Source organism: Sporomusaceae bacterium (assembly GCA_031460455.1).
In the GTDB taxonomy this organism is placed as follows: Bacteria; Bacillota; Negativicutes; order Sporomusales; family UBA7701; genus Anaeroselena.
Genome location: JAVKTQ010000001.1, coordinates 91,095 through 117,176, shown reverse-complemented (window position 1 = coordinate 117,176; position 26,082 = coordinate 91,095). Strand labels below are relative to the sequence as shown.

Below are 26,082 nucleotides of genomic sequence, written 5' to 3'. Positions count from 1 at the left end.
GCTCCTTTCTCAGACGAGCAGTATCGCCGTCGCGAGTCCGCCGCATACGCCCAGATACCGATACATTTTTACGTTCTGATCCCTCAGCCTCAGGGCTTCGTGTTCTATTCTCCGCAGCTCCTCCAGCACCATCGCCAGGTATTTCTGCTGCTCCTCGCGGCCGGTCGCCCCTAGGTTGGCGCCAAACAGCAGCAGCGTTTCCCGTTCCGGCCGCTCCCAGGCGAGCTGCCGCCCGCCGGCGGCCAGCGCTTCCTCCAGCGCCTCGCGCGGCGAAAGCCAGCCGCGGTCGGCGAGGTTGGCTGCCGCTCTCCGCAGGAAATCCCCCACCGGACTGTTCAGGCCGCCGGCGGCACGGGACAATGCTTCGGCAAGCGGCAGGGCGGCGTAATTTACGTAGGAGCCGAGCGCTGTCAGACCGCCGATCAGTTGGCCAAGCTGCCGCGGCCGCTCGCTGTAACGCTGCGCCAGGCCGAAACCGAGGCCGGCGCCGGCGGCGATGACCATGGCGCTGCCGAGCATTTTTAACCACATGCTTTTATCCCTCCGGGCCGGCGATAGATAACCGAGCCGTCGGCGGCGGCGATTTCGCGCACAGTGCCGGCTGTCGGTTTGTCGCCGAGAATTATGTAGCGTTCGAACACCCGGTCGGCGATCAGTTCCCCGATGAAAGGGCGGGCGGCGATATCGGCGGCATCGCGCCCGTGGGCGCTGGCCACGACGGCGACGCCGGCATGGCTGGCCTCGCGGACGGCGGCCGCGTCGGCCTCGCGACCAAGTTCGTCGGTGATTATGGCCTGAGGCGCCATCGACCGGACGAGCATCAGCATCCCCACCGCTTTAGGGCAGCCGTCGAGCACGTCGACCCTTGGCCCGAGGTCGGCCGTCGGCACGCCGTCACGGCAGGCGGCCAGTTCGGAGCGTTCGTCGACTATGCCGACCTGCACGCCGGCGAATCCGAGGCTGGCGACGCCGCCGCTCAGCTGCCGCGCCATATCCCTGAGCACGGTGGTTTTCCCGCAGCGAGGCGGCGAGATCACGAGGCAGCTCAGCACGCGGCGGGGACCGGCTACCGCGTATGGCATCACCGCATCCGCGGCGCCGCGGATTTCCCTGGCCAGACGGATGTTGAGGGCGCTGATGTGTTTGAGGGTTTTCAGCTCCCCGCCCGCCAGCACCGCCTGCCCGGCGATACCGATACGGTGGCCGCCGGCTACCGTCAGGAACCCCTGACGAAGTTCCTCCTCGCAGGCATAGAGCGAATTGCGGCTGACGATCTGCAGGGTTTTGGCCACATCCTCGCCGCTGACGATGTATGCTTTCGCCGGGTCGGCCGGCCGACCGGCGGCGTCCAGGAATACGTCGCCATCGCCGGCAACGATGAGTAGCGGTTGGCCGGCCCTGACGCGGACCTCGCCCGCCTGCGCCAGCAGAGCCGGCGGCGCGGCGCGGAGCGCGGCGGCCAGCGGCGCGGCCAGCAGCGGATAAAGCGTTTTGCCTAGCACCGCGCTGTAGGACATATCTTTGTCCCGCCTTTCTCTTTACATAGATATTGGCGGTAAAACGACTTTATGCCAGAAAAGCAAAAATCCCGGCCAGCCGGGATTTTTTGTCAGGCATCGCTTATTACACGCCAGGGTGGATGCTGCGCCGGAAAACGATCTCCTCTTCTCCGGAGTCGGCAAAGTCGAGCGTGTTGTCGTAAACCACCTCGCCGCAGTTGGGGCAGGTAACCTCGACCATATCATCCTCGTTCAAAAGGTCGGATTCGAACGCCACCGTCTCATGACAGTTGGGGCAATCCACCTCAACCGTCTCGATGTCGTGGACATCCTCGAATACTTCCTCCTCAAGGTCGGTAAGGTCTTCGTCGATGGTTTCCACATAGTTTTCCAGGTCGTCCTGCCCGGAATGCAGGCAATCGATCTCGTCGGCCATGTCTTGCAACACATCAACCATGTTGAGCAGCAATTTGCCTTCCGAGGATTGGCCGCTGACATTCAGACCCTTGGTAAGTCCTTGCAAATAAGCTACTTTTTCCTTTATATTGCCCATGATTACCCCCCTTTTTGGCTATCCGGCGCTGGTGGTAGTATTACCACATACGCACGAAATCATAACTTTCGGGGAGTTTGCCGCCTGTTCAAAAAATGGAGGCTGTCACGAATGACAGCCTCCGGTTTATTACGCGCGTTCGATATAGTCCCCCGACCGGGTATCGATCCTGAGCACATCGCCGGTGTTGATGAACAGCGGCACCCTGACGACGTAGCCGGTCTCAAGCTTGGCGGGCTTGGTGCCGCCGGTGGCGGTGTCGCCGCGGATGCCGGGATCGGTTTCGACCACTTCCAGTTCGACCGAGTTGGGCATATCGATGCCGATGACGACGCCCTGGAAGAAGAGGACGCCGATACTCATGTTTTCCTTAAGGAAGCGCGTGGCGTCGCCCAGTTGGTCGCTATTGAGGGCGATCTGTTCGTAGGTTTCGTTGTCCATGAAGTTGAAAGCTCCGTCGCTTTCGTACAGGTACTGCATCTGGCGCTGGTCGAGGTGGGCGCGGGGCACTTTCTCTCCGGCATTGAAGGTGCGTTCGACGACGGCGCCTGTTTTGACGTTTTTGAGTTTCGAGCGGACGAAGGCCGAGCCCTTGCCGGGTTTGACATGCTGAAAATCGACGACCTGCCAGACACCGCCTTCAAGTTCGATGGTCGTGCCATTACGGAAATCGTTGCTTGAAATCATTGCATAACCTCCAATATACTAGTCTTTTTGTCCACTAGTTTATCTGTATGAATTCCTTGCTGCTCGCCGTAAGCACCTGCGCGCCGCCGGCGGTCACAACCACAGTGTCCTCGATCCTCACGCCGCCCCATTCGGGGATGTATACCCCCGGCTCGACCGTGACAGTCATGTTGGGGGCAAGCACTTCGCCGCCCACCGGCGACAAGCGCGGATCCTCATGGATATCAAGCCCGACGCCGTGGCCGAGGCCATGGCCGAAATAGTCCCCGTAGCCGGCGTCGCTGATGACCCGGCGAGCCGCAGCGTCGACCTCGCGCCCCGTCTTGCCGGCAGCCACCGCATCGAGCCCGGCCTGTTGGGCGGCGCTCACGAGATCGTATATTTCGCGCTGCCTTGCCGACGCTTGGCCGATGACGACAGTGCGGGTGATGTCGGAATGATAGCCCTGGTATACTGCCCCAAAGTCCATAGTTACTAAGTCGCCGGCGGCGATTATCCGTTCGCTGGCCCGCCCGTGAGGCAGGGCCGAGCGCGGCCCGGAGGCGACGATTATTCCAAAGGCGGCTTTTTCCGCCCCGTTTTTCCGCATGAAAAATTCCAGTTCGAGAGCGACATCGCGTTCGCTGATCCCGGGCCGGAGATAGCCGAGGATGTGGCTGAAGGCGTCATCAGCCAGTCTGACCGCTGTGCGGAGAGCCGCAAGTTCGGTCTCGTCCTTCACCATCCGCAGCTTGTCCAACTGCACGGGGGCAGGCTGAACGATGAAGCGGTTCATTTTCTGGTAAGCGTCCCAGGCGGTGAAGTCGCTTTCGAAGCCGATCTTTCCGCCGCCGAGGGCTTTTATCTCCGCCGCCAGCGTCTCGTAGAGGTCGCTGCCGTGACGGACGACGGTGAAATCGGGCGCCTCCCGCCCGGCTTGCACGATATAGCGAAAGTCGGTTATCAGCTTGGCCGCGGCGGCGCTGACGAGCAGCAGGCCCGACGAGCCGGTGAACCCGCTGAAATAGCGCCGGTTTTCCGGCTTGGCGACGATGACGGCGGTCAAATCCTGTGCAGCGATAAAAGTGCGTAAAGAGTGCAGACGGTCGGTCATTGATTTCCTCCGTCGGCCAAGGCGGCGACAGCCTCCAGCGCGAGCAGGTAGCCCTGCGGCCCCAGGCCGCTGATCTGCCCTTTTACGACCGGAGCGACGACCGAATGGCGGCGAAACTCCTCCCTGGTGTAGATGTTGGATAGATGGACTTCGACGGCCGGCACGGGCACGGCCGCGAGAGCGTCGCGCACGGCGATGCTGTAATGGGTGAAGGCGGCGGGGTTGATGACGATGCCAGCGTAACCTTGCATGGCTTTCTGGATGGTTTCGACCATCACGCCTTCATGGTTTGTCTGGACAATCTCCAGCTCCAGCCCGAGCGCAGCGGCTTTTTCCTGCAGGCGGCGGTCGATGTCCTCCAGGGACAGCGAGCCGTAAACATTGGTTTCCCGGCGTCCGAGCAGATTGAGGTTTGGTCCGTGGATGACAAGCACCCGCGGTCTGGCGTTATTCATTCATCAATCCTCCGTCAGCTATGCTTGCTAACTAAGATATTTTACCACAATTATCCTCACTTGCCTAGATTTCGCGCCAGGTCAAGTTCCGCTGATGGTTATTTTGTCTATTCTGAGCGTCGGCGCTCCCTGGGGGCCGAAGAACCGCAGGTCGTCGCCGACGGCGTCAACCTCGCCGAGGATATCAAGGATGTTGCCGGCGATCGCCACGCCCCGCACCGGTTGGGCGAACTGGCCGTCCTTGATCCAGACGCCGGCCGCGCCCACCGAGAAGTCGCCGGAGATCGGGTTGGCGGTGTGCATGCCCATGACGCTGGTGACGTAAAGCCCTTCCCGCACGCCGCCGATCAGGTCGCTGCAAGGCGTTTCTCCCTTGGCGAAGAAGATATTGGTCGCGCCGACTTCCGGCATGCCCTTGAACGAGTGGCGCACGCCGTTGCCGGTGCTGGCCGCGCCTGCGCGCCCGGCGGTGTAAGTGTTGTGAAGGAATCCCTGCAACATGCCGCCGGCAATCAGCTCCGTGCGCCTGGTCGGCACACCCTCGCCGTCGACCGGCGAACTGGCGACTCCGCCCTCAAGGCGGCCGTCGTCGATAAGCGAAACGAGCGGCGACGCCACTTTTTTGCCGACTCTGTCCCGGAAGAGGGAACGACCTTTCTGCACCGCGTCGGCGCTCAGTGCGGGAACGAGGACCGCGAGGAAACTGGTGGCCACATAGGGCGGCAGCACGATAGCCGCCTTGACTGTGCCGATTTCTTTCGCGCCCAGGAGGCGACAAGCCTCGCGGGCAGCTTCCCGGCCGGTTTCGTCGGGGTCTAAGGCGGCTAAATCCCTTGCATAGCTGAGCCCCATGCCGGTCTGGATGTCGCCTCCGTCCTCGGCCAGCACGACGCCGTACAGCCCGCAGTAGCCCGAGCGGTAAGAAACGGCCAGTTCGTTAGAGTTTGCAATGGCCACGCCGTATTCGGCATCCTCGTACACACACCGCTCCGTACGCCTCACCCGGCTGTCGGCGCGGCGCGCGGCCGCTTCCACCGCTTTGGCGTGTTCGATCTTGCTCTCGACTGAGGCGGCGGCGATCGCCGGATCGATGAGGCGCAGGGCTGGCGTGTCTCCGGCGGGCGTCGGTAAGATATTGTACCTGTCTGGGAAGGTGCTGCGGCTGTTGGCGATCGCCTGCCTGACGGTGGCGTCAAGCGAGGCGGCGGAAACGTCGGTGGCGAAGGCGAACCCGACCTTACCGTCGCTGGAGACGATTCGCACCCCAACACCGGTGTCGTTGGCGAATCTGAGAGTTTCCACAACCTGTTCGGCAACTTCGACGAGCAACGATTTGGAGTCGAGCAGGTACGCCTCGGCTGCGTGCGCGCCTTGCCTGGCGGCCTCGCGCACAGCGTGACGGGCTAATTCGAGATTGTCCACGGTAACCTCCGTTAACCTTATTATCCGCTATCTGGCGGGCGACATACACGGTCAGCCGCCGGTCAGAATCCGCGCGGTTATCTCCCTAAAAATGGGGGCGGCCACATCGCTGCCCGACATACCGTCTTCTACAAATACTACCACGACATACTGCGGATTATCAAGAGGGGCGTAGCCTGCGAACCAGGCGTGATTGACACCCTTGCCGGCGGGCCCCGAGCGGCCTGTTTCCGCCGTGCCCGTTTTGCCGGCGCTGCCCGCGCCCTCGATATACGCCGCCTGACCAGTGCCGATGCGCGTAACGGCCTGCATCATTTCCCGCATCTGTCTCGCCGTCTGCCGGGAAAGCACGCGGTGCCCGCGCGAGGCCGGGAAACTCTTGACGACCGTCCCGTCGGTGGCGGTAAGCCTGCTGACAATGTAAGGATCGACGGCTATGCCGTCGTTGACGATGGTGGCGACCAGACAGGCGATTTGCAGCGGCGTGGCTTCAAGCGTCCCCTGCCCGATGGAAAGGTTGGCCAGGTCGCCGGGGTAGACGCTGTCCGGCAAGGGCAGGTTGCCGTCCGCTTCGCCGTCGAACTCCAACCTGGTTTTGCGGCCGAAACCCAGCCGGCCGGCGTAGTCAATCAGTCTGGCCGCCCCTAGCTTCATCCCCACCTGGATTATCACCGGATTGCTGGAGTGGGCCATGGCTTCGGCAAATGTAAGTGGGCCGCGCCCGCCTTTTTCGTAGTCCCAGCCCTTGAACCGCAGACCGTTCACGTCGATATGGCCTGGATCGTAGAATTGGTCGGTCGGCTTAACCACCTGCTCTTCGAGAGCGGCCGCCGCCAACGCGAGCTTGAACACCGACCCCGGCTGATAAGCAGCCACCGCCCGATTGAGAAGCGGCGCCGTCCCGCGGCCCAAGTACTCGCCGAGGTTGTTAGCGTCGAAGCCCGGCCGGGAGGCCATCGCCAGTATTTCGCCTGTACCGGGGCGCATGACGACGACCGCCCCTTTGCCGATATTTTCATCCATAACTTTTTCGACGATTTTTTGCACCCTGCTGTCAATGGTGAGGACTACATGGCTGGGGCCGCTGCTGTCCGTCAGCCTTAACCGCTTGTAACCAAGGCCGGGGATGAGCTGCTGGCCGGCGTCGACGACCGCCACGAGGTAAGTGGGCTGGCTGCCGCGGAGAATATCGTCGTACATGCCTTCTATGCCGCTGACGCCGCGATTGTCGGCGGCGTTAATGTAGCCGACTACATGGGCGGCCAGCGAGCTGTAGCCGTACCGCACCTTCTCGGCGACCGCCATAACTCCGGGGATGCGTCGGCCGTTGACCTTCCTGGCGCTCACAGCGTCCATGTCGGTTTTCAGCTTGAACGGCCGACCGTCGCGGCCGATACGGGCGGCGACTTTCGCAGCGTCGAATCCCGTCAGGTCGGCAAGCTCCTCGGCTGTTTGGCGCGCATCGGCGATCTGGGTGGGAAAAACCGCCAGGCTGAAATGCTGAGCTGTGTTGGTAAGCGGCACGCCGCCGCGATCGAGGATTTCACCCCGGTCTACATCGACCGGCACTTCCTGGACGCGTCCGCCCAGGCTCTGTAAGGCGAGGCGCGGCCCGGCGACAATGTGGAGATAAACGAGCCGACCGGCAAGTAAGCTGCAGAGGATGGAAAACAGTACGGCCAAGCCGAAAATCCTTTTGCTGGAGAACATGGGTCACCTCGCGTGCTTCTTTACCCTTAGTTTCTCCATTTGTTGCCTGCTTAACCACACGGCAGCGCCATGGCGGCAGTACGCACCAAGCCCCCGGCGCAGCCGGGGGCTTGTGTATTATTCAGGTTTTTCAAGGAAGGCGAGCGCCACCGGCAGGCGTCCGAGAATGATCCGCGCATCGGCGGCGGTGTCGGCGGTGGCCCTAACGGCCAGTATGCCGCGGGTTTTGTCGACCGTCGTTACGACGCCCAGGTATTCGTGGCCTTCCATTATCCGGTTGACGAAGTTAACGTCGCGCGGGTCGACGCGGATGAAGATGGTGTTGGCGTCAAACATCGCCGGCCACCCTTCGCCGCAGCATGGCCAGCTCTTCCACCTGCCGCTCCATAGGTATGTAAACAAGCTGCTGGGGATGAGGGGCGACCTCGATGGGATTGCCGTCGGCGTCGAACATGGCGGTGATCGTCTGGCGGAAATTTTTGCCCCGCGGCAAGAGAATCTCGATCTCTGCGCCGACCTTCATATTATTGCGCTGCTCCACCGCCGCCAGGCCGCGGGCCGGGTCATAGCCCCGCACCAGTCCCACGAAGTCGTGGCTCTGGCTGTAGGTGCCGCCGCCGTAGAGTTGGTCGTCGGGACCGGTTTTGCCGAAAGCGAAACCGGTGGTGTACGGGCGGTGGGAGATTGCCGCCAGCTCGGCCAGCCACTCCTCCCGGACCGAGAAATGCCTGGGATCTGCGGCGTAGGCGTCGAGCGCCTCACGGTATACCTTGACGACGGTGGCGACATAGTGGACGCTTTTCATCCGTCCCTCGATCTTGAGGCTGCCCAGCCCGCTGTCGATCATGGCGGGGATATGGGGCAGCAGGCACAGGTCGCGGGAATTGAACATATACGTGCCGCGGTCGTCCTCGAGGACAGGGAAATATTGGCCCGGACGCGTCTCTTCGACCACATGGTAGCGCCAGCGGCAGGCCTGGGCGCACTCGCCCCGGTTGGCGTCGCGCCCGGTGAAGTAATTGCTGAGCAGACAACGTCCCGAATAGGAGATACACATTGCGCCGTGAACGAAGGCTTCCAACTCTATCGCCGTCTGTTCGCTAATCTGCCTGATGTCGTCCAGGGAGACCTCGCGGGCCAGCACGATCCTGCGGGCGCCCAGTTCCTGCCAGAACAGGGCGGCCGACCAGTTTACGGTGTTTGCCTGGGTGCTGATGTGGACAGGGAGCGCAGGCGCGACCTGGCGGACGAGCCGGAAGACGCCCGGATCGGAAACGATCGCCGCGTCGGCGCCGCTATCGCGCAGCAATGCTATGTAAGCGGGCAGAGCCGCCAGGTCTTCGTTATGGGGAAAAATGTTGACGGTGACGTAAGCTTTCCTGCCGGCTTCATGGACGATAGCGACGGCGTCGGCCAGTTCCTCGTCGCTGAAGTTATCGGAGAAAGCCCTGAGTCCAAAGTTTTTGCCGCCGAAATATACGGCGTCGGCGCCGTACGCCAGGGCGACGCGGAGCTTTTCGAGGTTGCCGGCGGGTGCGAGCAGCTCAGGAATGTGCATTGGTTTCGTCCCCCTGAAAACGGGAAATGGCGACGCCGTCGCCTATCGGATGGATGGTCGTGGAAAAACGCGGGTCGCTGTTTACGAAATCGAGATAAGCGCGCATCCTCTTGACGAGCGTCCGCATGCGGCGCGGCGGTCTTTCGGCCGTCACAAGGCCGTAGAAGTGGACATTGTCGGCGAAGATAACCGCGCCCGGCCGGAGTTTGCCGAGCGCCTTGGCGAGGTAGTCGAGGTAATGGGCCTTGGCCGCGTCGATGAACAGGAAATCGTAGGCGCCAGCCAAACCGGGGAGGACGGCCGCAGCGTCGCCCACCAGCAGCTTGATACGGCCGGCATGGCGCGAGCGGCGGAAGAAAGCCTCGGCTGCCGCCGCCCGGTCGGCATCGACTTCGATGGTCGTTATCACCGCATCGGCCGGCGCTTGTTCGGCCATCAGCAACGTGGAATAGCCTATGGCGGTACCGATCTCGAGGATAGCCCTCGGCCTGGCGTCAGCTACCGCTGCGGCCAGCAGCGCGGCGCTGTCGCGGCCGATGACCGGGATTGTCCTCATGGCGGCGTATTCCTCCATCGTCCTCAGCAGTTCGTCCATCTAATTGCCGTCCCGATTGATGGCGGCGAGGTGCTCGTCGTACGTCCGGCTGAATACGTGGCTGCCGTCCTTGTTGGCGAAGAAATACAGGTAATCGGTGTCGGCCGGATTAAGCACCGCTTTGATGGCCGCCAGCCCCGGGCTGGCAATCGGTCCGGGCGGCAGACCCATGTTTTGATAGGTGTTGTAAGGCGAAGGCAGTTCGGTGTCCTGCACCGTCAGCTCGGGTTTCGGGTAGCCAAGGATATACTGGATGGTTGCGCACGACTGCAGCGGCATCTCCAGCTTCAGCCGCCTCATAAAAACGCCGGCAATGACCGGCCGTTCCGCGGCCACCTGAGCTTCCTTTTCAACCAGCGAGGCCAAGATGACCACTTCCCGCACAGACAGGCCGAGTTCCGCCGCCCGCTGCCGCATGGCCGGCGTAAACTGACTGTCGAATTGGGACATCATCATTTTAACCAGCTGTTCTTCGTTGGTGCCGGCCGCGATCCGGTAGGTGTCGGGAAAAACAAACCCTTCGGCCTTGTATTTGGCGTTCGCGGCGGGATTGATATAGTCGTACGGCGCGTAGCCGGCGGCGAATGTCTTGTATTTGGCCGCCGAGGCAAGATTGTTCTTTTCAAGGAAGGCGGCGATCTGGTCGATAGTGAACCCTTCGGGGATGGTGAACTGTTTGTAGGCTGTCTCGCCCCTCGTCAGCTTGCCGATCATTTCGTTGACCGTCATCGCCTTGCTTAAAGCGTACTCGCCTGCCTTAAGCGAGCCTTCCGCGCCTTCGAGTTTGGCCACGATGCGGAATAGCAGAACATTCTTGATCAGGCCTTTTTCGTATAAAAGCTCGCCGATGGCCTGAGTCGTCATCCCCGGCTTCACGACAACCATCACGGCGTCGCCGGCGGCGGCGTTGACCGGCTTGGCAAAGCTATAAACGGCGCTGCCCGCCAGGATGGCGAACACGCCGGCAATAATCAGGAGAATAAGCCATTTCTGCATCTGCTTGTCAATTTGCAGCATTATAAATCACCTCACTTGCAAAGTATATTATACACACTCGGACAAAAAAAATGAAGCCATTAATGGCTCCATCGCAATCGGTCATTCCGACTATGCTTCGTCATCCTCTTCCGCGAGCAGATCTTCGTAAGCCTGGCGGACTTCGTCGAATTCGGCGTCGGTGGGATCGACGTAGATTTCTTCGCCGTCCTCGTCTATGTCGATACGGGCGATATAGACGTCGGTTTCTTCTTCCTCGCAGCCGCAACCGCAACCGCACTCTTCCTCGTCCTCATCGATGTTGATGGGCACCAGGATGGCAAATTTCTTCTCGCCCACGGGAATTATTACTTCTTCGCGGTAGTAATATTCGTTGCCCTCTTCGTCGGTCATCACGACAACGGGTTCGTCTTCCATTTCCATGTCGTCCTTTTCAAAATCGGCCATTTTGTCACCTCATTTCCTTATGTCACTGTAATTGTAGCCCAGAAGAAATAGCCTGTCAAGGAAGTTTCTGGGCCGGCAGGCTGTCGAGATAGCCCTGGAGAATGAACACCGCCGCCATCTTGTCGATCACCTCGCGACGACGCCGCCGGCTGACATCGGCCTCGATCAGCGACCGCTCCGCAGCCACCGTGGACAGGCGCTCGTCCCACAGTTTCACGGCGCACGACGGAAAAGCGGCTTCCACTTCGGCGGCAAACCGCTGGACAGCCTCGCCCCGCGGGCCGATCGTGCCGTTCATGTTCTTCGGCAGGCCGATGAGGAAGGTGTCAACCCTGTAGGCGGCGACGAGCTCCGCCAGACGCCTAAAGTCGGCCGTGGACGACGTCCGGCGGATGACCTCCACCCCTTGGGCGGTCAGCCCCAGTTCGTCGCTGACGGCGATGCCGATCGTCTTGTCGCCGACGTCGAGTGCTAGTATGCGCATAACATCACCTGTTTATGTTATAGTTTTAAATTCGAGGCCGTTCAGAAGCGTCCAAATGCTAGGCGGCTCCGCCGGGCGCGCCGCGCCGGCCCTGGATGGGCCTAGTGCCGGGCGCGCCACGGATGGCGCAAGCGCCCGGCCGACGCGTACTCGGATGTACGCTAGCAAGCGGCCGGTGGAACAAGTGCGCGAGTTCTTAGCGCTTTAGCGCTTAGAACTGCGGCCTGCCCCTTGCGGGTACGACGCAGATGGGCGCTGCTGGGCGGCCGACTATATTATTTTGAGGCAAAACTCAGGACACCATGCCCCGCAATACCCGCAACACAGGCATCTCGCCGGGTCGACCGCGGCACGCCCGTCGCTGAGGCGCAGCGCCCCGGCCGGGCATTTTTCGGCGCAGCGCCCGCAGCCTGCGCACCAATCCTCCACCAGCAGGCGACGCGTGCGGCCCGCCAGGCGGGCTGCCAGCTCACTGCCAGGCCTGTCCCCCGCGAATATTGCGCAGTTAAATGCGACCTCGTCGGCCGACTGCATCCCCACAGCCACGGCGCTGACGCCGGCGGCATCAAGCACCCAGGAGATAGCGGCGGCGGCGTCCTTGATAAGATGTCCGCCTCCTAAAGCCTTCATGGTATAGACGCCTTTGCCGGCTGCCGCCGCGGCGGCTACGGCGGCTGCCATGTCGGCGGCCGTGCCGTCCATTATCCCGATGCCGCGCATATTGAACAGCGGATGGATGACATCGATCTCCGCCATCGCCGCCGCCGCCCTCGCCACCTCGACGGTGTGGGTGGATACTCCCGCCGCCCTGATCGTTCCCTGCCGTTTGGCGTCGGACAGGTAGGCCAGGGCGTCGGCGTGGCCGGCAAGCGTAAGGCGGCTGGGCTGCTCGTGGAGCAGGAAAATATCGATATAGTCGCGGCCGATGGCCCGACAGGCTTCTTCCACACTGCGGCGCATGTCCTCGTACGTGTAAGCGTAGGATTTCGAAGCCACGACGACATTGTCGGCGGAACCACAGGCGGCCTTGATATACGGGTATGTGCCGTAGAGCTCGGCAGTGTCAATAAAATTAACCCCTGCATCCAGGGCCGCCCGAATAACGGCGGCGCCGCTCTGCAGAGGCAAGTTTGCCTGCAATGGGCCAATGGTGAGCGCTCCAAAGCAGAGGCGCGACACCTTGAGGCCCGTATTGCCGAGAACGCGGTATTCCATCTACTTCTTTTCCAGGTAGGCCTTGACCAGCTCTTCAAGCAATTCGTCCCGCTCAAGCTTGCGGACCAGCGTGCGGGCGTTCTTATAACTGGTTATGTAGGTCGGGTCTCCCGACAGAAGGTATCCTACCAATTGGTTGATGGGGTTGTAACCTTTCTCTTTCAACGCTTCATAAACGGCGTTGATAATGGCGGCGGCATTCTTCTCCTCGCCGTCGACCTTGAACATCATTGTCTGCTCGGACGGATTGGCCATGGGACACCCTCCTCCCCTTTAGTATTTCCTATGTTATACCATTATATTCTACTCTGGCTATTAATTTCCTGTGTGTGAAGGAAAAAAACAGGAGCAGGCCGCCGGCCCGCCCCTGATGCCTACTTGTTAACCTGGCTGCCGATGGCGGTTTCGGCCGCTTTCAGAGCTTCCGGCAATTTTTCGGGGAGCTTGCCGCCGGCCTGGGCCATGTCCGGGCGGCCGCCGCCGCCGCCGCCCGCGACCGCCGCCGCGGCCTTGACGATGTTGCCGGCGTGCGCGCCGAGGCTGACGGCCTGGGGAGTAGCTGTGGCCACAAAACTGACCTTGTCGCCTTGCTTGGCGCCAAGCACGATCACGCCGGCCTTGCCGGTCAGCTTGTCGCGCAGCATGTCGGCAAGGTTGCGCAATCCTTCGATGTCGGGAATGGCGACCTCGGCGCTGATAACCTGGCAGCCGCCGATGACGGCCGGATTTTCCGCCAGGCGATGGACTTCGCCCTTTGCCTTTTCGGCGTTGGCCTTCGCCAGTTCGCGCTCCACTTCCTTGATTTCCGCCGTGAGGGCTTCGATCTTGCCGGCCAGCTCCTCCGGCCGGGTTTTGAGAGCCGCCGCGGCAGTGGCGAGGATGCGTTCGCGATTGTTGATATATTCGAGCGCGCCGCCGCCCGTGACCGCCTCGATCCGGCGCAGGCCGGAGCCGACGCTCGCTTCGCTGACGATCTTGAACAGGGCGATTTCGGCTGTGCTGCCGACATGACTGCCGCCGCACAGTTCCTTGCTGAAATCGCCGGCGACGACTACCCTGACCTTATGGCCGTATTTTTCGCCGAACAGCGCCATCGCGCCCATGTCCTTGGCAATGTCCTGGGTGGTTTCGATAGCCGCGACCGGGATGTTGTCGAGGATGGCCTGGTTGACCAGCTTCTCGACCTCGGCCAGCTCCGCGTCGCTGACCGGCGCGAAGTGAGTGAAATCGAAACGCAGCCGGTCGGGGCCGACCAACGAACCGGCCTGATTGACGTGCCCGCCGACAACCTGTTTGAGGGCGGCGTGGAGAAGGTGGGTCGCGGTATGGTTGCGGGCCGTGGCCCGGTGCCGGGACATTTCCACCGCCACCTTTACGGCGTCGCCGGTCTTGAGCAACCCTTCTTCGATGTAGCCGACGTGGTAGATGGTGCCGTCAGGCAGCTTCTGGGCGGCGCTGACCTGCATCTTGCCGAGGGGCCCGGCGATTACGCCGGCGTCGCCGACCTGGCCGCCGCTTTCGGCGTAGAAGGGGGTGACGCTGAGGATAACGGCCGCCTCCTCGCCGTCGTTGGCTTCTTCGATGACCTTGCCGTCCTTGAGGATGACGATGATCTTGGCGGTTTCGGCGCACGGGTCGTGAAGCACAGGCTCACTGAGGACGCCGGTAAGGTCAGGCAGATCGATGCGGGCGTTTTCGCTGCGGGCGGCGCGGGCGCGCTCCCGCTGCTGGGTCATGGCGTCGTCAAAGGCGGCCTTGTCCATGGACATGCCGTTTTCGGACAGTATTTCCTCGGTGAGTTCCCAGGGGAAGCCGAAGGTGTCGTAGAGGCGGAAAGCCGAAGCCCCGTCCAGCATTTTGCCGCCGGCGGCCTTGATTTCCTGGACGTGCTTGTTGAGAAGTTCGAGACCCTGGAGGAGGGTGGCGCTGAAGCGGTCTTCCTCCATCTGGACGACTTTCTTGATATAGGCCCGCTTTTCGCCGATATCGGGATAGGGCTCGGCGAAGATACCCGCGACCACATCGACGAGGTCGGCGAGAAAGGGTTTGTCGACTCCCATCAGGCGTCCGTGGCGGACGGCGCGGCGGAGGATGCGGCGGAGCACGTAGCCCCGTCCTTCGTTGGCGGGCAGGATACCGTCGCCGATCATTACCACCATACTGCGGCCGTGGTCGGCGATGACCTTCAGAGAGACGTCGGTTGACGCGGCGACGCCGTATTTGACGCCGGCGACCTTCTCCATGTACTCGATGATCGGAAAGAGCAGGTCGGTCTCAAAGTTGGATTTTTTGTTCTGCAGCACCGACGCAATGCGCTCGAGGCCGGCTCCGGTGTCGATGTTTTTCTTGGCGAGCGGCGTGTAGTTGCCCGCTTCGTCGCGGTCGAACTGGGTGAAGACGAGGTTCCATATTTCCAGGTAACGGTCGCAGTTGCAGCCGACGGCACAGCCGGGCTTGCCGCAGCCGCGTTCCGGCCCGAGGTCGACATAGATCTCCGAGCAGGGGCCGCAGGGGCCGGGGCCGATTTCCCAGAAGTTGTCCTCCATGCGGATGATACGGTCAGTGGGTACGCCGATGTCATCGCGCCATATTTCGAAGGCTTCGTCGTCTTTGGTGTGGATGGTGACCCACAGTTTGTCGGGATGCAGGCTCAGTTCCTTGGTGATGAACTCCCAGCCCCAGGCGATGGCTTCCTTTTTGAAGTAATCGCCGAAGGAGAAGTTGCCGAGCATTTCGAAAAAAGTATGGTGTCTCGCGGTGCGGCCAACATTTTCGATATCGCCGGTGCGCACGCATTTCTGGCTTGTGGCGATACGCAGGTGGGGAGGCTTCATTTTGCCTGTGAAGAAAGGCTTGAACGGTGCCATCCCGGCGCCGATTAGCAACAAGGTAGGGTCGTTTTCGGGAACAAGCGAATAGCTGGGGAGCACGAGATGATCTTTACTGGCGAAAAACTGCAGGAATTTCTTGCGCAGTTCGTTTCCGGTCAAGTTTATCAACCTCCACAATTAGGCAAACATTCTCCTGGAATTATACATAATTTAAGCTTTGTTGTCAATTAATGGGCCTCCGTCAACGATCTCTCAGCCGTCGGAAAACGCTGGAGCGGTATTATATCATAATACGCAATAAGTGGCTCAGCAGCACCTTCCCCACCGCCCCCACCGGCACGCCGAGCAGCATGCCCGCCAGTCCGCCCAGTTCTTCGCCGATGAACAGGAAGAGGATAACGGACAGGGGGTGGAGCCCGACATTTTCACCGAGGATCTTGGGGCCGATGATCGTTCCCTCAAGCTGGTGGATGACGAAAAATAGCAGGGCGACCTTTAGGGCCAGCACAGGCGACGAAAGCAGGGCGACCGTGACCGCCGGGGTGGCGCCGATGAAGGCCCCGAAGTAGGGGATGACATCGAGTGCGCCGGCGAGGATGCCGATGATGAGGGCGTAGCGGACATCAAGGAGATATAGACCTGTGCTGACGAGGATGCCGACGATTACGGCCACCGTAACCTGGCCGCGGATCACGCCGGACAGCACGCGGTCGACATCGCGGAGGATGAGGACGGTTTCGTGGCGCCAGCGGGCGGGCAGCGTGCGGAGCACGGTCGCGATCAGTTCGTGCCAGTCATGGAGAAGATAGAAAGCCAGCACCGGGCTGATCGCCAGCCCGATGAAATGGGTTAGGGCGTGCACGATGCCGGCGACGATACCGGCGACAAGCGCCTGCAGCGTCTCCTGAAGGGTTATGAGGCCGTTGTCGAGGGCGATGCGCAGCGAGTAGGGCAACGCGGATTGCTGATACTGCGACTGGAGGGAGACGATCAGTTCTTCCCCCTTGGCAGTCATTAGGGGCAGTTCCTGTCCGAAGCTTTCCAGTTCGCGGATGAATACCGGGATTAACCGGCTGCCGACGATGAATAGGCATATAAACAATAGCACGTAAACGCACGCAATTGCCCATACCCTTTTTAAGCCTTTCCCCTCTATATAATCGACCGCGGGATTGAGGATATAGGCGAGAAAGAACGCGATTAAAAATGGGTACAGCCCGCCGCGCACCAACCACAAGAAATAGACGACGGCGAGCGCGGCAAAAAGCAGCAGTGCGACCCGAATCGTTGTCCGCTTTATATGCAAGTGTTTCACCCCACAGGTAAGGGGAGACCTTCTGGTCTCCCCTGCCCTTCAGTCAAGTTTCTTCATAATCCTTTTCCTGGCCCGGCGGGCTTCCCGCATAAGATCCCGCGTCGTGTGCTCAAGGGCTTCGGCGCCCCGTTCCATCAGCGGTTTCCTTTGCGGTCTCAGCATGGGACTCATGATGGCGCCGATTACGGTACCGACAACGCTACCCCAGATTAACCCGTGCATGAATTTGCTGCGCATCATATCCCCCCTCTTGCATCCCTAAATTTACGCCCCCAGCCATGGGGTCGGCGTACAGTGTCAGACTGCCGTCAGGTTCGACGTTGAAGATCGTCACGCGCGGACCGCGGACGACGAACTCCACACAACAGTCCCAGCAGTAATACTGGTCCGCTCCGACCTTGCCGACCGCGCGCTTTGCGCACACAGGGCAAGTCACCATTAACACACACCACCCGGATCGTGATTTGCCGTCTGGAGCAGATCGATCATTGTTTCCGGCACGATCAGCTTGTCCTTGCCTACCACCTGGGCCGGCGGCAGCGGCATGATCAAGCGACCGCTGAGGAAATCGGTGATGAATCCGTCCGACAGCTCATAGAAACGGATTTCCCCTGTCGCCGGTTCCCAGGAGACATCGGTCATCACGCCGAGATAGTCGCCTGTCTCGGTGTAGATTTCCTTGTCGCACAACGCCGATAGTCTGTCAACCCCGGAGGCGGCCATGGCCGCGGAAAAGTCCTTCACCGCCATCGCGCTCCTGACGGTTACCGCGTCGCGCCCGATGCTGTAAAGGTCGGCGAAGAAGATGCCCCGTTCGTGGCTGAACCAGGTTGGCTCGGCGATCACCAAACCGGTGACGGCCGCCTGCCCGACGTTCAGGACCACTTCCTGTACTTCGCCAATCTGGGTGCCTTGTTCGATCTCCAGCACCGGCAGGCCGAGCAAACGGCGCAGATTCTGCATACAGGCCAGCCTTTCCGTGGAAACAGACTGCGTTAGTATTATGGCCGGATTCGCCGTCTTTTATTTAAAAAGGCCAAGGAAAAGTTCGTACGAACTTTTCCTTGGCCTCGCAGTGATAATCCTCCAATTTTCTGTTCCCCTGTCAGCCCTACCTTATTACCCTGCCGATGATGCCGCCGCCGAGGACGATATCACCGTCGTAAAAGACGACCGACTGGCCGGGCGTGATGGCCCGCTGGGGGGTTTCGAAGCTTATCCGAACCTGGCCGTCGGGCTGGGGCGTTATCAGCGCCGGCGCCTCGCGGGCGCTGTAGCGGATCTTGACGGCTGCCGCCAGCGGGGCGGTCAGGTTGTCGAAGGCGATGTAGTTGAGATCGCCGGCGAGCAGCTCGCTGGCGAAAACGTCGTTATCGTCGCCGACGATTACCTGGTTGCGGTCGGTATCGAGGGCGACGACGTAAAGCGGTCGCCCGGCGGCGATGCCAAGGCCCTTGCGCTGGCCGACGGTATAGAGGGGCAGCCCCTTGTGGCGGCCGAGCACCCGGCCGTGAGTGTCGACGATGTCGCCGGGCTTCAGGCTCGCAGGAGCCTTCGCGGCGAGAAAGCTCTGGTAGTCGTCGTCGGGGACGAAACAAATTTCCTGGCTGTCAGGCTTGTCGGCCACGGCGAGGCCGATTTCGCGGGCCATCTGGCGGGTTTCCGTCTTTGTGTACTCACCCAGCGGCATGAGGAAATGCCTGAGGGTATGCTGGTTGAGGTGGTAAAGCGCATAAGATTGGTCTTTGGCTGGGTCTAAACCTTTGCGGAGCAGGAACCGCCCTCTAGCCCCGTCGTAGCCGATGCGGGCGTAGTGACCAGTGGCGACATACTCCGCCCCCAGCGCCAGCGCTTTCTGCAGCAGGCCCTCGAACTTTACGTAGCGGTTGCAGGCTATGCAGGGGTTGGGTGTACGACCGGCGGCGTATTCGGCGATGAAGTAGTCGACGACCGTCTCCTGAAAAAGCTGGCGGAAATTGAGCACATAATAAGGGATGCCCAGCTTGTCGGCTACCCGGCGGGCATCACCCACCGCCGACAGCGAGCAGCAGCCCCGATCGTCCGTGTCTTCGCGTTCGCTGTCCCAAATCTGCATCGTCGCGCCGATGACGTCGTAGCCCTGGCGCACGAGAAGGGCGGCAGTCAAAGAACTGTCCACCCCTCCGCTCATGGCGACGACCACTTTCGGTTTAGCCGTCACGCTATCACTTTCCTTTTTTGTCGATGTAATCTTTGATGGCATGGTGCAAAGCGTCGGCGGCCAGGTTGGAACAGTGCATCTTGGCCGGCGGCAGGCCGCCCAGCGCCTCGGCGACCGCCTGATTGGAAATCTCCAGGGCTTCCGATAGCTTTTTGCCCTTCACCATCTCGGTGACCATGCTGCTGGTGGCGATGGCGGCGCCACAGCCGAAGGTCTTGAATTTGACATCGGTGATGACGTCGTTGTCGTCCACTTTCAGGTATATCCGCATGATGTCGCCGCATTTGGCGTTGCCGACTTCGCCGATGCCGTCGGCGTCTTTGATATCGCCGACGTTGCGCGGGTTGGTGAAGTGGTCCATTACTTTTTCCGTATACATGGTATCGCCCCTATCTTATCATTAATGCATGTGGCATTCGCTGCACGGATTGTTGACAACGGTTTGGGCGCTCTCGCCGAACAGCGGCGACATGGCCCGCAGTCTGTCGATAATCTCCGGCAGTACTTCGAGGAAGTAATTCACCTCTTCGGCGGTGTTGCCGCGTCCCAGGGTGATGCGGAGCGATCCGTGGGCCACTTCGTGGGTAAGCCCCATCGCCAGGAGTACGTGGGACGGATCGAGCGAACCTGAGGTACAGGCCGAGCCGCTGGAGGCGGCGATGCCTTTGAGGTCGAGGTTGAGAAGCAGCGATTCGCCTTCGACGAAGAGGAAGCTGAAGTTGGCGTTGCCGGGAAGCCGCTCGGTCGGGTGGCCGTTGAGCTTTACATGGGGAATCTTCGCCATGACCTCGCTGATTATCTTGTCGCGAAGTTTGCCGATGTACATGACCTTTTGGGCCATATCGCGCTTGGCGACTTCCGCTGCCTTACCGAGGCCGACGATGCCGGGAACGTTCTCGGTGCCGGCCCGCAGGTTGCGTTCGTGGCCGCCGCCGTGCTGAACCGCCTCGATGCGCACGCCGCGCCTGATATAGAGGGCGCCGACGCCTTTGGGGGCGTGGAATTTATGGCCGGACATCGCCAGCAGGTCGATATTCATATCCTGGACGTTAATGGGATAGTTTCCCACCGCCTGAACGGCATCGGTGTGGAAGTAGATGCCTTTTTCGCGCGCGATCGCGCCGATTTCCTTCACCGGCTGGATGGTGCCGACTTCGTTGTTCGCCAACATGATCGAGATAAGGATGGTTTTGTCGGTGATGGCGTTCTTCACATCCTCGATGCGCACCATGCCATGTTCGTCCACTGGCAGATAAGTCACCGTAAAGCCGTGTTTTTCAAGATATTCGCAGGTGTGGAGCACAGCGTGGTGCTCGATGGCCGAGGTGATAATATGATTGCCTTTTTTGCGGTTGGCGAACGCCACGCCTTTGATGGCCAGGTTATCGGCCTCAGTGCCGCCGCTGGTGAAGAAAATTTCGTTGGCGGTCGCCCCGATGAGCGCGGCCACCTTCTCGCGGGCTTCGTCAACCGCTTTGCGGGCTTCGCGGCCAAAACCGTGGATGCTCGACGCGTTACCGAATTTTTCGGTCATGTATTCCAGCGCCGCCGCTGCCGCTTCCTTGTCGACGGGGGTTGTGGCCGAATGGTCGAAGTAAATGCGGTTCATGCTATCACTCCTATGATTTGTCTTCATTCGCCAGGTCGGCGAGGGTAATCGAATCAAGCACAGCATCGATGCTGTCACGGACTTTGGCCCACACGCCCCGCGTCACGCAATGTCCGGCCCGTACGCAGTATTTGTTGTCCTTGGCGTCGGCCAGCAGACAATCCACCGGCGCGGTCGGCCCCTCCATTATCCGGATGATGTCGCCAACGGTAATCTCCGCCGGCGCCTTGGTGAGGGTGTATCCTCCCTGGGCGCCGCGCACGCTCTTGACATAGCCGGCTTTACGCAGCGTACCCATCAGTTGTTCGAGATAGTGCTCGGAAATCCCTTGGCGCTGGGCGACGCTCTTGAGGGAAATCGGCCCCTGCCCGTGGTGGAGAGCCAGATCGAACATGGCGGATACGCCATAACGTCCTTTGGTGGACAACTTCATTTGGATCACCCGCTTTTCCGAGTATTACGATAGGATTTCTTTAGATTCAATATACCAGAAAAAGGTCGGGTTGTAAAGACGATGCGCTATTATTTTTGACCCCGTTACTCGGATTTATTCCGGCCGTAAAAAGTCCGCCCGGGATGCGGCGGACCTCATGTCTTCGTTGGTCACTTATTGCCCCGCTCGCGCAGCCGGCGGGCGATCTCGGCCTCGAAGCCCCGGTCGCTGGGCCGGTAATAGACGGCGCCCTTAAGTTCGTCCGGCAGGTACTGCTGGGGTACGTAAGCGCCGGGGTAACTGTGGGGGTATTTGTAATCCTTGCCGTGGCCCCACTGCTTGGCGCCCTTATAGCTGGCGTCCCGCAGGTGCACCGGCACCCGGCCGCCCTCTTTTTCCCGCACGTCGGCCATGGCCTGGTCGACAGCCGCATAGGCGGCGTTGCTCTTCGGGGCGGCCGCGATGTAGACCACTGCCTGGGCAAGCGGGATGCGGGCCTCGGGCAGGCCGATGAACTGCACGGCGTGCATGGCCGCTGTGGCGACGACCAGGGCCTGCGGGTCGGCGTTGCCGACATCTTCGGCGGCGCAGATAACGATCCGGCGGGCGATGAACTTGACGTCCTCCCCCGCTTCGAGCATTCGGGCCAGGTAATGGAGGGCGGCGTCGGGGTCCGAGCCGCGCATGCTTTTGATGAAAGCCGACGCCACGTCGTAATGGGTGTCGCCTTTCTTGTCGTAGCCGATCACCCGTTCGCCGGCGATCGATCGCAAAAGGTCGAGGGTTATATCCTGCGGGCCGTCCTCCGGCAGCATCGCGGCGGCCTGTTCCAGCAGATTCAGCGCTACGCGGGCGTCGCCGCCGGTAAAATCGGCGATGGCGGCCAGCACCTCCGGCGCGCAGGCGATGCCGGTTTTGCCGAGGCCGCGTTCCCCGTCGGCCAGAGCGGCGGCAAGGAGGGATACGACTTCGCCATGGCCGAGCGGCAGCAGGCGAAAGACCCGCGCCCGCGAGAGCAGCGGCGAATTGACCTCGAAATACGGGTTCTCCGTCGTGGCGCCGATCAGCGTAACGGTCCCGTTCTCCACGAACGGCAGCAGCACGTCCTGCTGCGACTTTGAGAAACGGTGAATCTCGTCGACGAACAGGATGGTGCGCTGGCGCAGCAACCTAAGCCGCTTCTGGGCCCCGTCGATGATCCGGCGGATGTCGGCCACCCCCGCCGAAACGGCGTTGAGCTGCTCGAACTGGGCGTCGGTCTCACGGGCGATGATGTGGGCCAGGGTGGTCTTGCCAGTGCCCGGCGGCCCGAAGAGAATCATCGACGGCACGGTGTCCGCGTCGATCATGCGGCGGAGGAAGCGGCCGGGGGCGATGAGATCGGCCTGGCCGACAAATTCCGCCAGCGTCTGCGGGCGCATCCTCACCGCCAGCGGCGCCGGCGGCTGCGGCCCGGTCTCCTGTTCCTCGAAAAGGCTCATTATGAAAGTCCTTCCTTCTAAACTGCCTGGCACTCCTGCTTTAGCTTGGTCAAGACATCGATGGTGTAATCGATATCGGCGCGGTCGATGCCGAAATGGGTCACCATCCGCACGCGCCGGTCTCCGAAGGCGTTGGCCTTGACGCCGAAGTCCTTGAGCCTGGCGACGAAGGCGGGAGCGTCGGTTTTCAGGCCGTCCATGGAAAAAATGACGATATTGGTCTGCACTGTGCCCATATCGATGGTGTAGCCGCCGGCGGCAATTGCCTCGCCAAGCGCTCTGGCGTTGGCATGGTCCTCGGCCAGCCGCCCGACCATCGTTTTCAGCGCCACCACGCCGGCCGCGGCGATAATGCCGGCCTGCCGCATGCCGCCGCCCAGCATCTTGCGAAAACGGCGGGCCTTTTCGATGTATGAGCGGGGGCCGACCAGCAGCGAACCCACCGGCGCAGCCAGACCTTTGGAAAGACAAAACTGCACGGTATCGGCGTGGCGGGCGATCTCTTCCGCGGGTACGCCCTGAGCGACCGCGGCGTTGAAGATACGGGCCCCGTCCATATGTACGGGAATACGGAACTCGTCGGCCAGCTTGCGGATAGCGGCAAGTTCGGCAAGCGGATAGCAGGTACCGCCGGCCCGGTTATGGGTGTTTTCCAGGCAGATGAGACCGGTGTCAGGGGCGTGCACATCGACGCCGCGGATGGCGTCCCGGATGGCGGCGGCGGTCATTATGCCGCGATCGCCGATGACCGGCCGCACCTGAGCGCCGGACAGACAGGCCAGCCCGGCAACCTCGTAATAGTAAATATGCGACTCCATCTCGCAAATGATCTCGTCACTCTTCTTGGTGTGGGCCATCGCCGCCACCTGGTTGCCCATCGTCCCGCTGGTGAGGAAAAGGCCGGCTTCCTTGCCAAGCATCGCCGCCCCAAGCTCCTCAAGGGCGGTGACGGTGGGATCCTCGCGGTATACATCGTCGCCGACATCGGCCCGAAACATGGCCTGCCTCATCTCCTCGGTCGGCATCGTCACGGTATCGCTGCGCAAATCGACTACTCGCACGTGATCACTCCTACTTTCGTTATTCTTTTATTAATTCTGGTCAAAAGGCAAAAATCCTATGAGCGCGAAACAAAAAACGCCGCCCTAAGGGAAGGCAGGCGTTAGGCTTATCGACGGCCGTTATTTGAGCAGCAGCGGGACGAGCACAACGAGTGCCACCAGCACCCACATCAATATTCAGGGACTACAGAGTTTGCGCAGAAAATCTTTCACTACCTTCCCTCCATTTCTGTATTGTAGGAAATTCCCCCCTGCCCCGCGATATTCCTGCCGGATAAAACAAAAGCCCGCACGCCAGTGCCGGCTAAGCATAATAATCCCCACCGTGCCGTATCGCCCCTGTTTTGAACCTGCCTCGGCAGGTGGGTGCCCTCCTGACTGCTTTATGTGTCCCCAGGCGTTCAGGGGCATACACGCCACAATCAGAGTCCGGGCTCCCGCAGTAACTGTGTTGGCTCAAAACATCGGCATCCCACGCACACAGCAGGGGTTATTACACCGAAAGTTATTTGACTTTTCCGTTATTAACGGATTCCGTCTTTATATTAGCAAACTTGCCGGCGAAAAGCAAGGAGAAAGCGGCCGGGATATTTTGCCAGGAAGTCTTGTACGCCAAGGCCTGGGAGAATTATCCGAGCCGCTTTTTTCTTTATTTTTTGACCACGATATCCAGCTTGACGGCGAGATCCTTTAGCTGGCGGGGCGAAACCGCCGACGGCGCCTGGGACATGATGTCGGTGGCGCTTTGCGTCTTGGGGAAGGCGATGACGTCGCGGATCGAAGGCCGGCCCGCCATCAGCATCACCATCCGGTCGAGGCCGAAGGCGATGCCGCCGTGGGGAGGAGTGCCGTATTCGAACGCCTCCAGCAGGAAGCCGAACTGCTCGGTCGCTTCCTCGTCCGCAAGGCCGATAGCCTTGAAGACCTTTTCCTGCAGGTCGCGCTGGTAGATACGGATGCTGCCGCCGCCCAGCTCGGTGCCGTTGAGGACCATATCGTAGGCTTTGGCCCTGATGCGGCCGGGGTCGCTGTCCAGGTAGGCGACATCCTCGTCGCGGGGCGAGGTGAACGGATGGTGCATAGCCACCCAGCGCTTGTCTTCCGGGTCGTATTCGAACATCGGGAAATCGAGGACCCACGCGAAGGCCAGCTTGTTGGCGACGATGAGGCTCTGGCGGCGGCCCATCTCCAAGCGGAGCTGGCCAAGAACGGGGTTGAGGGTCGCGGGCGCGTCGGCCATGATGAGCAGCAGGTCGCCTTCCTCGGCGGCGGCGGCGGCCGTCACCTTGGCAATCGTCGCTTCGCTGAAGAATTTGGTGATCTGCGACTTTATGCCCTCGCCGGTATAGCACATCCAGGCCAGGCCTTTGCCGCCGTACTGGCCGACGTATTCCACCAGGCCGTCCAGCTCGCGGCGGGGGATGGCGGCGTAGCCTTTCACATTGATGGCTTTGACCTTGCCGCCGGCGGCGAGGACATTCTCGAATACTTTGAAGTCCGAGCCGCGCACAGCTTCGGTGAGGTCGATCATTTCCATGCCGAATCTCAGGTCAGGCTTGTCCGAGCCATACTTGTCCATCGCTTCGTCGTAGCCGAGCCGCGGGAATGGCGTCGGCACGTCGGCGCCGATGGCTTCCTTGAACAGGTAGGCGACCATGTTCTCCATCATCGTCAGCACTTCCTCGCGGTCGATGAAGGACATTTCGATATCGAGCTGAGTAAACTCCGGCTGCCGGTCGGCGCGGAGGTCCTCGTCGCGGAAGCAGCGGGCGATCTGGAAGTAGCGTTCGTAGCCGGCCACCATCAGCAGTTGCTTGAAAATCTGCGGCGACTGGGGCAGCGCGTAAAACTTGCCGGGGTTTACCCGGCTGGGCACCAGGTAGTCCCGCGCACCCTCGGGAGTGCTTTTCGTCAGCATCGGCGTCTCGACCTCGATGAAACCCTGGCGGTCGAGAAAGTCCCGCATCAGCTTGGCGACCCGGTGGCGGAGAATGAGGTTGTGCTGCATCTCGGGACGGCGAAGGTCGAGGTAGCGGTATTTGAGCTTGAGGACCTCGTCCACGTCGACATCGTCCTGGATATAGAAGGGCGGCGTCTTGGCCGCGTTGAGGATGCGCAGCTCTGCGCCGGTGACTTCGATTTCGCCGGTCGCCATGTTGGCGTTGACGGTGTCGGTGTCGCGCATTCGCACGGTGCCGCGAACCGCCAGCACGTATTCGGTGCGGACGGCCTCCGCCTTGTGGAAAGCGGCGGGGTCGATGTCGGGCGAGAATACCAGTTGTACCATTCCAGTGCGGTCCCTGAGGTCGACGAAAATCAGGCCGCCGTGATCGCGGCGGCGGGCCATCCAGCCGCACAGCACGACCTCCTGGCCGGCGTGTTGTTTTGTCAGTTCACCACAGCTATGGGTGCGTTTCAAACCAAGAAGCGAGTCCATA

General features: G+C 61.1%; 27 protein-coding genes and 1 other RNA gene. All 28 read right to left on the bottom strand.

What is annotated here, in order from left to right:
* Nucleotides 1-9: 9 nt before the first annotated feature.
* Entirely contained in the window at nt 10-531 is a 522-nt protein-coding gene (locus RIN56_00625) for a stage III sporulation protein AB (protein MDR7865284.1), read from the bottom strand.
* Nucleotides 522-1,517, bottom strand: a complete 996-nt coding sequence (gene spoIIIAA / locus RIN56_00620; GenBank protein MDR7865283.1) for a stage III sporulation protein AA — start codon at nt 1,515-1,517, stop codon at nt 522-524. Before spoIIIAA ends, RIN56_00625 begins: the two co-directional genes overlap by 10 nt.
* Before the next feature lie 106 nt (nt 1,518-1,623).
* Nucleotides 1,624-2,052, bottom strand: a complete 429-nt coding sequence (locus tag RIN56_00615) for an AraC family transcriptional regulator (protein MDR7865282.1) — start codon at nt 2,050-2,052, stop codon at nt 1,624-1,626.
* Between the two features lie 129 nt (nt 2,053-2,181).
* Nucleotides 2,182-2,739 (bottom strand): elongation factor P, encoded by a 558-nt coding sequence (gene efp, locus RIN56_00610; GenBank protein MDR7865281.1) that lies wholly within the window; start codon nt 2,737-2,739, stop codon nt 2,182-2,184.
* Between the two features lie 34 nt (nt 2,740-2,773).
* Entirely contained in the window at nt 2,774-3,832 is a 1,059-nt protein-coding gene (locus tag RIN56_00605) for an aminopeptidase P family protein (protein MDR7865280.1), read from the bottom strand.
* The gene (gene aroQ / locus RIN56_00600) at nt 3,829-4,287 is read right to left on the bottom strand and encodes a type II 3-dehydroquinate dehydratase (GenBank protein ID MDR7865279.1); all 459 of its coding nucleotides are present in this window, start codon (nt 4,285-4,287) and stop codon (nt 3,829-3,831) included. The genes RIN56_00605 and aroQ overlap by 4 nt, the downstream gene beginning before the upstream one ends.
* A gap of 81 nt (nt 4,288-4,368) precedes the next feature.
* Nucleotides 4,369-5,709, bottom strand: a complete 1,341-nt coding sequence (locus RIN56_00595) for a TldD/PmbA family protein (GenBank protein MDR7865278.1) — start codon at nt 5,707-5,709, stop codon at nt 4,369-4,371.
* Between the two features lie 51 nt (nt 5,710-5,760).
* On the bottom strand, nt 5,761-7,419 hold the full coding sequence (locus tag RIN56_00590) for a penicillin-binding transpeptidase domain-containing protein (protein MDR7865277.1): 1,659 nt from the start codon (nt 7,417-7,419) through the stop codon (nt 5,761-5,763).
* Nucleotides 7,420-7,536: 117 nt separating this feature from the next.
* On the bottom strand, nt 7,537-7,755 hold the full coding sequence (locus tag RIN56_00585; protein MDR7865276.1) for a DUF4911 domain-containing protein: 219 nt from the start codon (nt 7,753-7,755) through the stop codon (nt 7,537-7,539).
* On the bottom strand, nt 7,748-8,977 hold the full coding sequence (locus tag RIN56_00580) for a U32 family peptidase (protein ID MDR7865275.1): 1,230 nt from the start codon (nt 8,975-8,977) through the stop codon (nt 7,748-7,750). The genes RIN56_00585 and RIN56_00580 overlap by 8 nt, the downstream gene beginning before the upstream one ends.
* Nucleotides 8,964-9,572, bottom strand: a complete 609-nt coding sequence (locus RIN56_00575; GenBank protein ID MDR7865274.1) for an O-methyltransferase — start codon at nt 9,570-9,572, stop codon at nt 8,964-8,966. The genes RIN56_00580 and RIN56_00575 overlap by 14 nt, the downstream gene beginning before the upstream one ends.
* A complete protein-coding gene (gene mltG, locus RIN56_00570; GenBank protein MDR7865273.1) occupies nt 9,573-10,589 on the bottom strand; it encodes an endolytic transglycosylase MltG in 1,017 nt (338 codons plus the stop codon).
* Between the two features lie 90 nt (nt 10,590-10,679).
* On the bottom strand, nt 10,680-11,015 hold the full coding sequence (locus tag RIN56_00565; GenBank protein ID MDR7865272.1) for a DUF1292 domain-containing protein: 336 nt from the start codon (nt 11,013-11,015) through the stop codon (nt 10,680-10,682).
* A gap of 55 nt (nt 11,016-11,070) precedes the next feature.
* On the bottom strand, nt 11,071-11,499 hold the full coding sequence (gene ruvX / locus RIN56_00560) for a Holliday junction resolvase RuvX (protein ID MDR7865271.1): 429 nt from the start codon (nt 11,497-11,499) through the stop codon (nt 11,071-11,073).
* A 270-nt stretch (nt 11,500-11,769) separates the two neighbouring features.
* Nucleotides 11,770-12,714: an aldo/keto reductase gene (locus tag RIN56_00555; protein MDR7865270.1), complete on the bottom strand. Its 945-nt coding sequence runs from the start codon at nt 12,712-12,714 to the stop codon at nt 11,770-11,772.
* The gene (locus RIN56_00550; GenBank protein MDR7865269.1) at nt 12,715-12,969 is read right to left on the bottom strand and encodes an IreB family regulatory phosphoprotein; all 255 of its coding nucleotides are present in this window, start codon (nt 12,967-12,969) and stop codon (nt 12,715-12,717) included.
* Between the two features lie 119 nt (nt 12,970-13,088).
* Nucleotides 13,089-15,713: an alanine--tRNA ligase gene (gene alaS / locus RIN56_00545; protein MDR7865268.1), complete on the bottom strand. Its 2,625-nt coding sequence runs from the start codon at nt 15,711-15,713 to the stop codon at nt 13,089-13,091.
* Nucleotides 15,714-15,825: 112 nt separating this feature from the next.
* Nucleotides 15,826-16,860, bottom strand: a complete 1,035-nt coding sequence (locus RIN56_00540; protein ID MDR7865267.1) for an AI-2E family transporter — start codon at nt 16,858-16,860, stop codon at nt 15,826-15,828.
* Nucleotides 16,861-16,899: 39 nt separating this feature from the next.
* Nucleotides 16,900-17,100 carry a hypothetical protein gene (locus tag RIN56_00535; protein ID MDR7865266.1) on the bottom strand — a complete coding sequence of 67 codons (201 nt, stop codon included), beginning with the start codon at nt 17,098-17,100 and terminating at the stop codon, nt 16,900-16,902.
* 198 nt (nt 17,101-17,298) lie between these two features.
* The gene (locus RIN56_00530) at nt 17,299-17,823 is read right to left on the bottom strand and encodes a PRC-barrel domain-containing protein (protein ID MDR7865265.1); all 525 of its coding nucleotides are present in this window, start codon (nt 17,821-17,823) and stop codon (nt 17,299-17,301) included.
* 148 nt (nt 17,824-17,971) lie between these two features.
* Nucleotides 17,972-19,060, bottom strand: coding sequence for a tRNA 2-thiouridine(34) synthase MnmA (gene mnmA / locus RIN56_00525; GenBank protein MDR7865264.1), 1,089 nt, complete (start codon nt 19,058-19,060; stop codon nt 17,972-17,974).
* A 4-nt stretch (nt 19,061-19,064) separates the two neighbouring features.
* On the bottom strand, nt 19,065-19,439 hold the full coding sequence (nifU, locus tag RIN56_00520; GenBank protein ID MDR7865263.1) for a Fe-S cluster assembly scaffold protein NifU: 375 nt from the start codon (nt 19,437-19,439) through the stop codon (nt 19,065-19,067).
* A 21-nt stretch (nt 19,440-19,460) separates the two neighbouring features.
* Nucleotides 19,461-20,669 (bottom strand): cysteine desulfurase NifS, encoded by a 1,209-nt coding sequence (gene nifS, locus RIN56_00515; GenBank protein MDR7865262.1) that lies wholly within the window; start codon nt 20,667-20,669, stop codon nt 19,461-19,463.
* 10 nt (nt 20,670-20,679) lie between these two features.
* Nucleotides 20,680-21,102: an Rrf2 family transcriptional regulator gene (locus tag RIN56_00510; protein ID MDR7865261.1), complete on the bottom strand. Its 423-nt coding sequence runs from the start codon at nt 21,100-21,102 to the stop codon at nt 20,680-20,682.
* Between the two features lie 170 nt (nt 21,103-21,272).
* Entirely contained in the window at nt 21,273-22,583 is a 1,311-nt protein-coding gene (locus RIN56_00505) for a replication-associated recombination protein A (protein MDR7865260.1), read from the bottom strand.
* Nucleotides 22,584-22,600: 17 nt separating this feature from the next.
* Nucleotides 22,601-23,644 carry a GntG family PLP-dependent aldolase gene (locus RIN56_00500; GenBank protein MDR7865259.1) on the bottom strand — a complete coding sequence of 348 codons (1,044 nt, stop codon included), beginning with the start codon at nt 23,642-23,644 and terminating at the stop codon, nt 22,601-22,603.
* 313 nt (nt 23,645-23,957) lie between these two features.
* A non-coding RNA gene (ssrS, locus tag RIN56_00495) (6S RNA) lies at nt 23,958-24,137 on the bottom strand.
* 156 nt (nt 24,138-24,293) lie between these two features.
* Entirely contained in the window at nt 24,294-26,081 is a 1,788-nt protein-coding gene (gene aspS, locus RIN56_00490) for an aspartate--tRNA ligase (protein ID MDR7865258.1), read from the bottom strand.
* Nucleotide 26,082 lies beyond the last annotated feature (1 nt).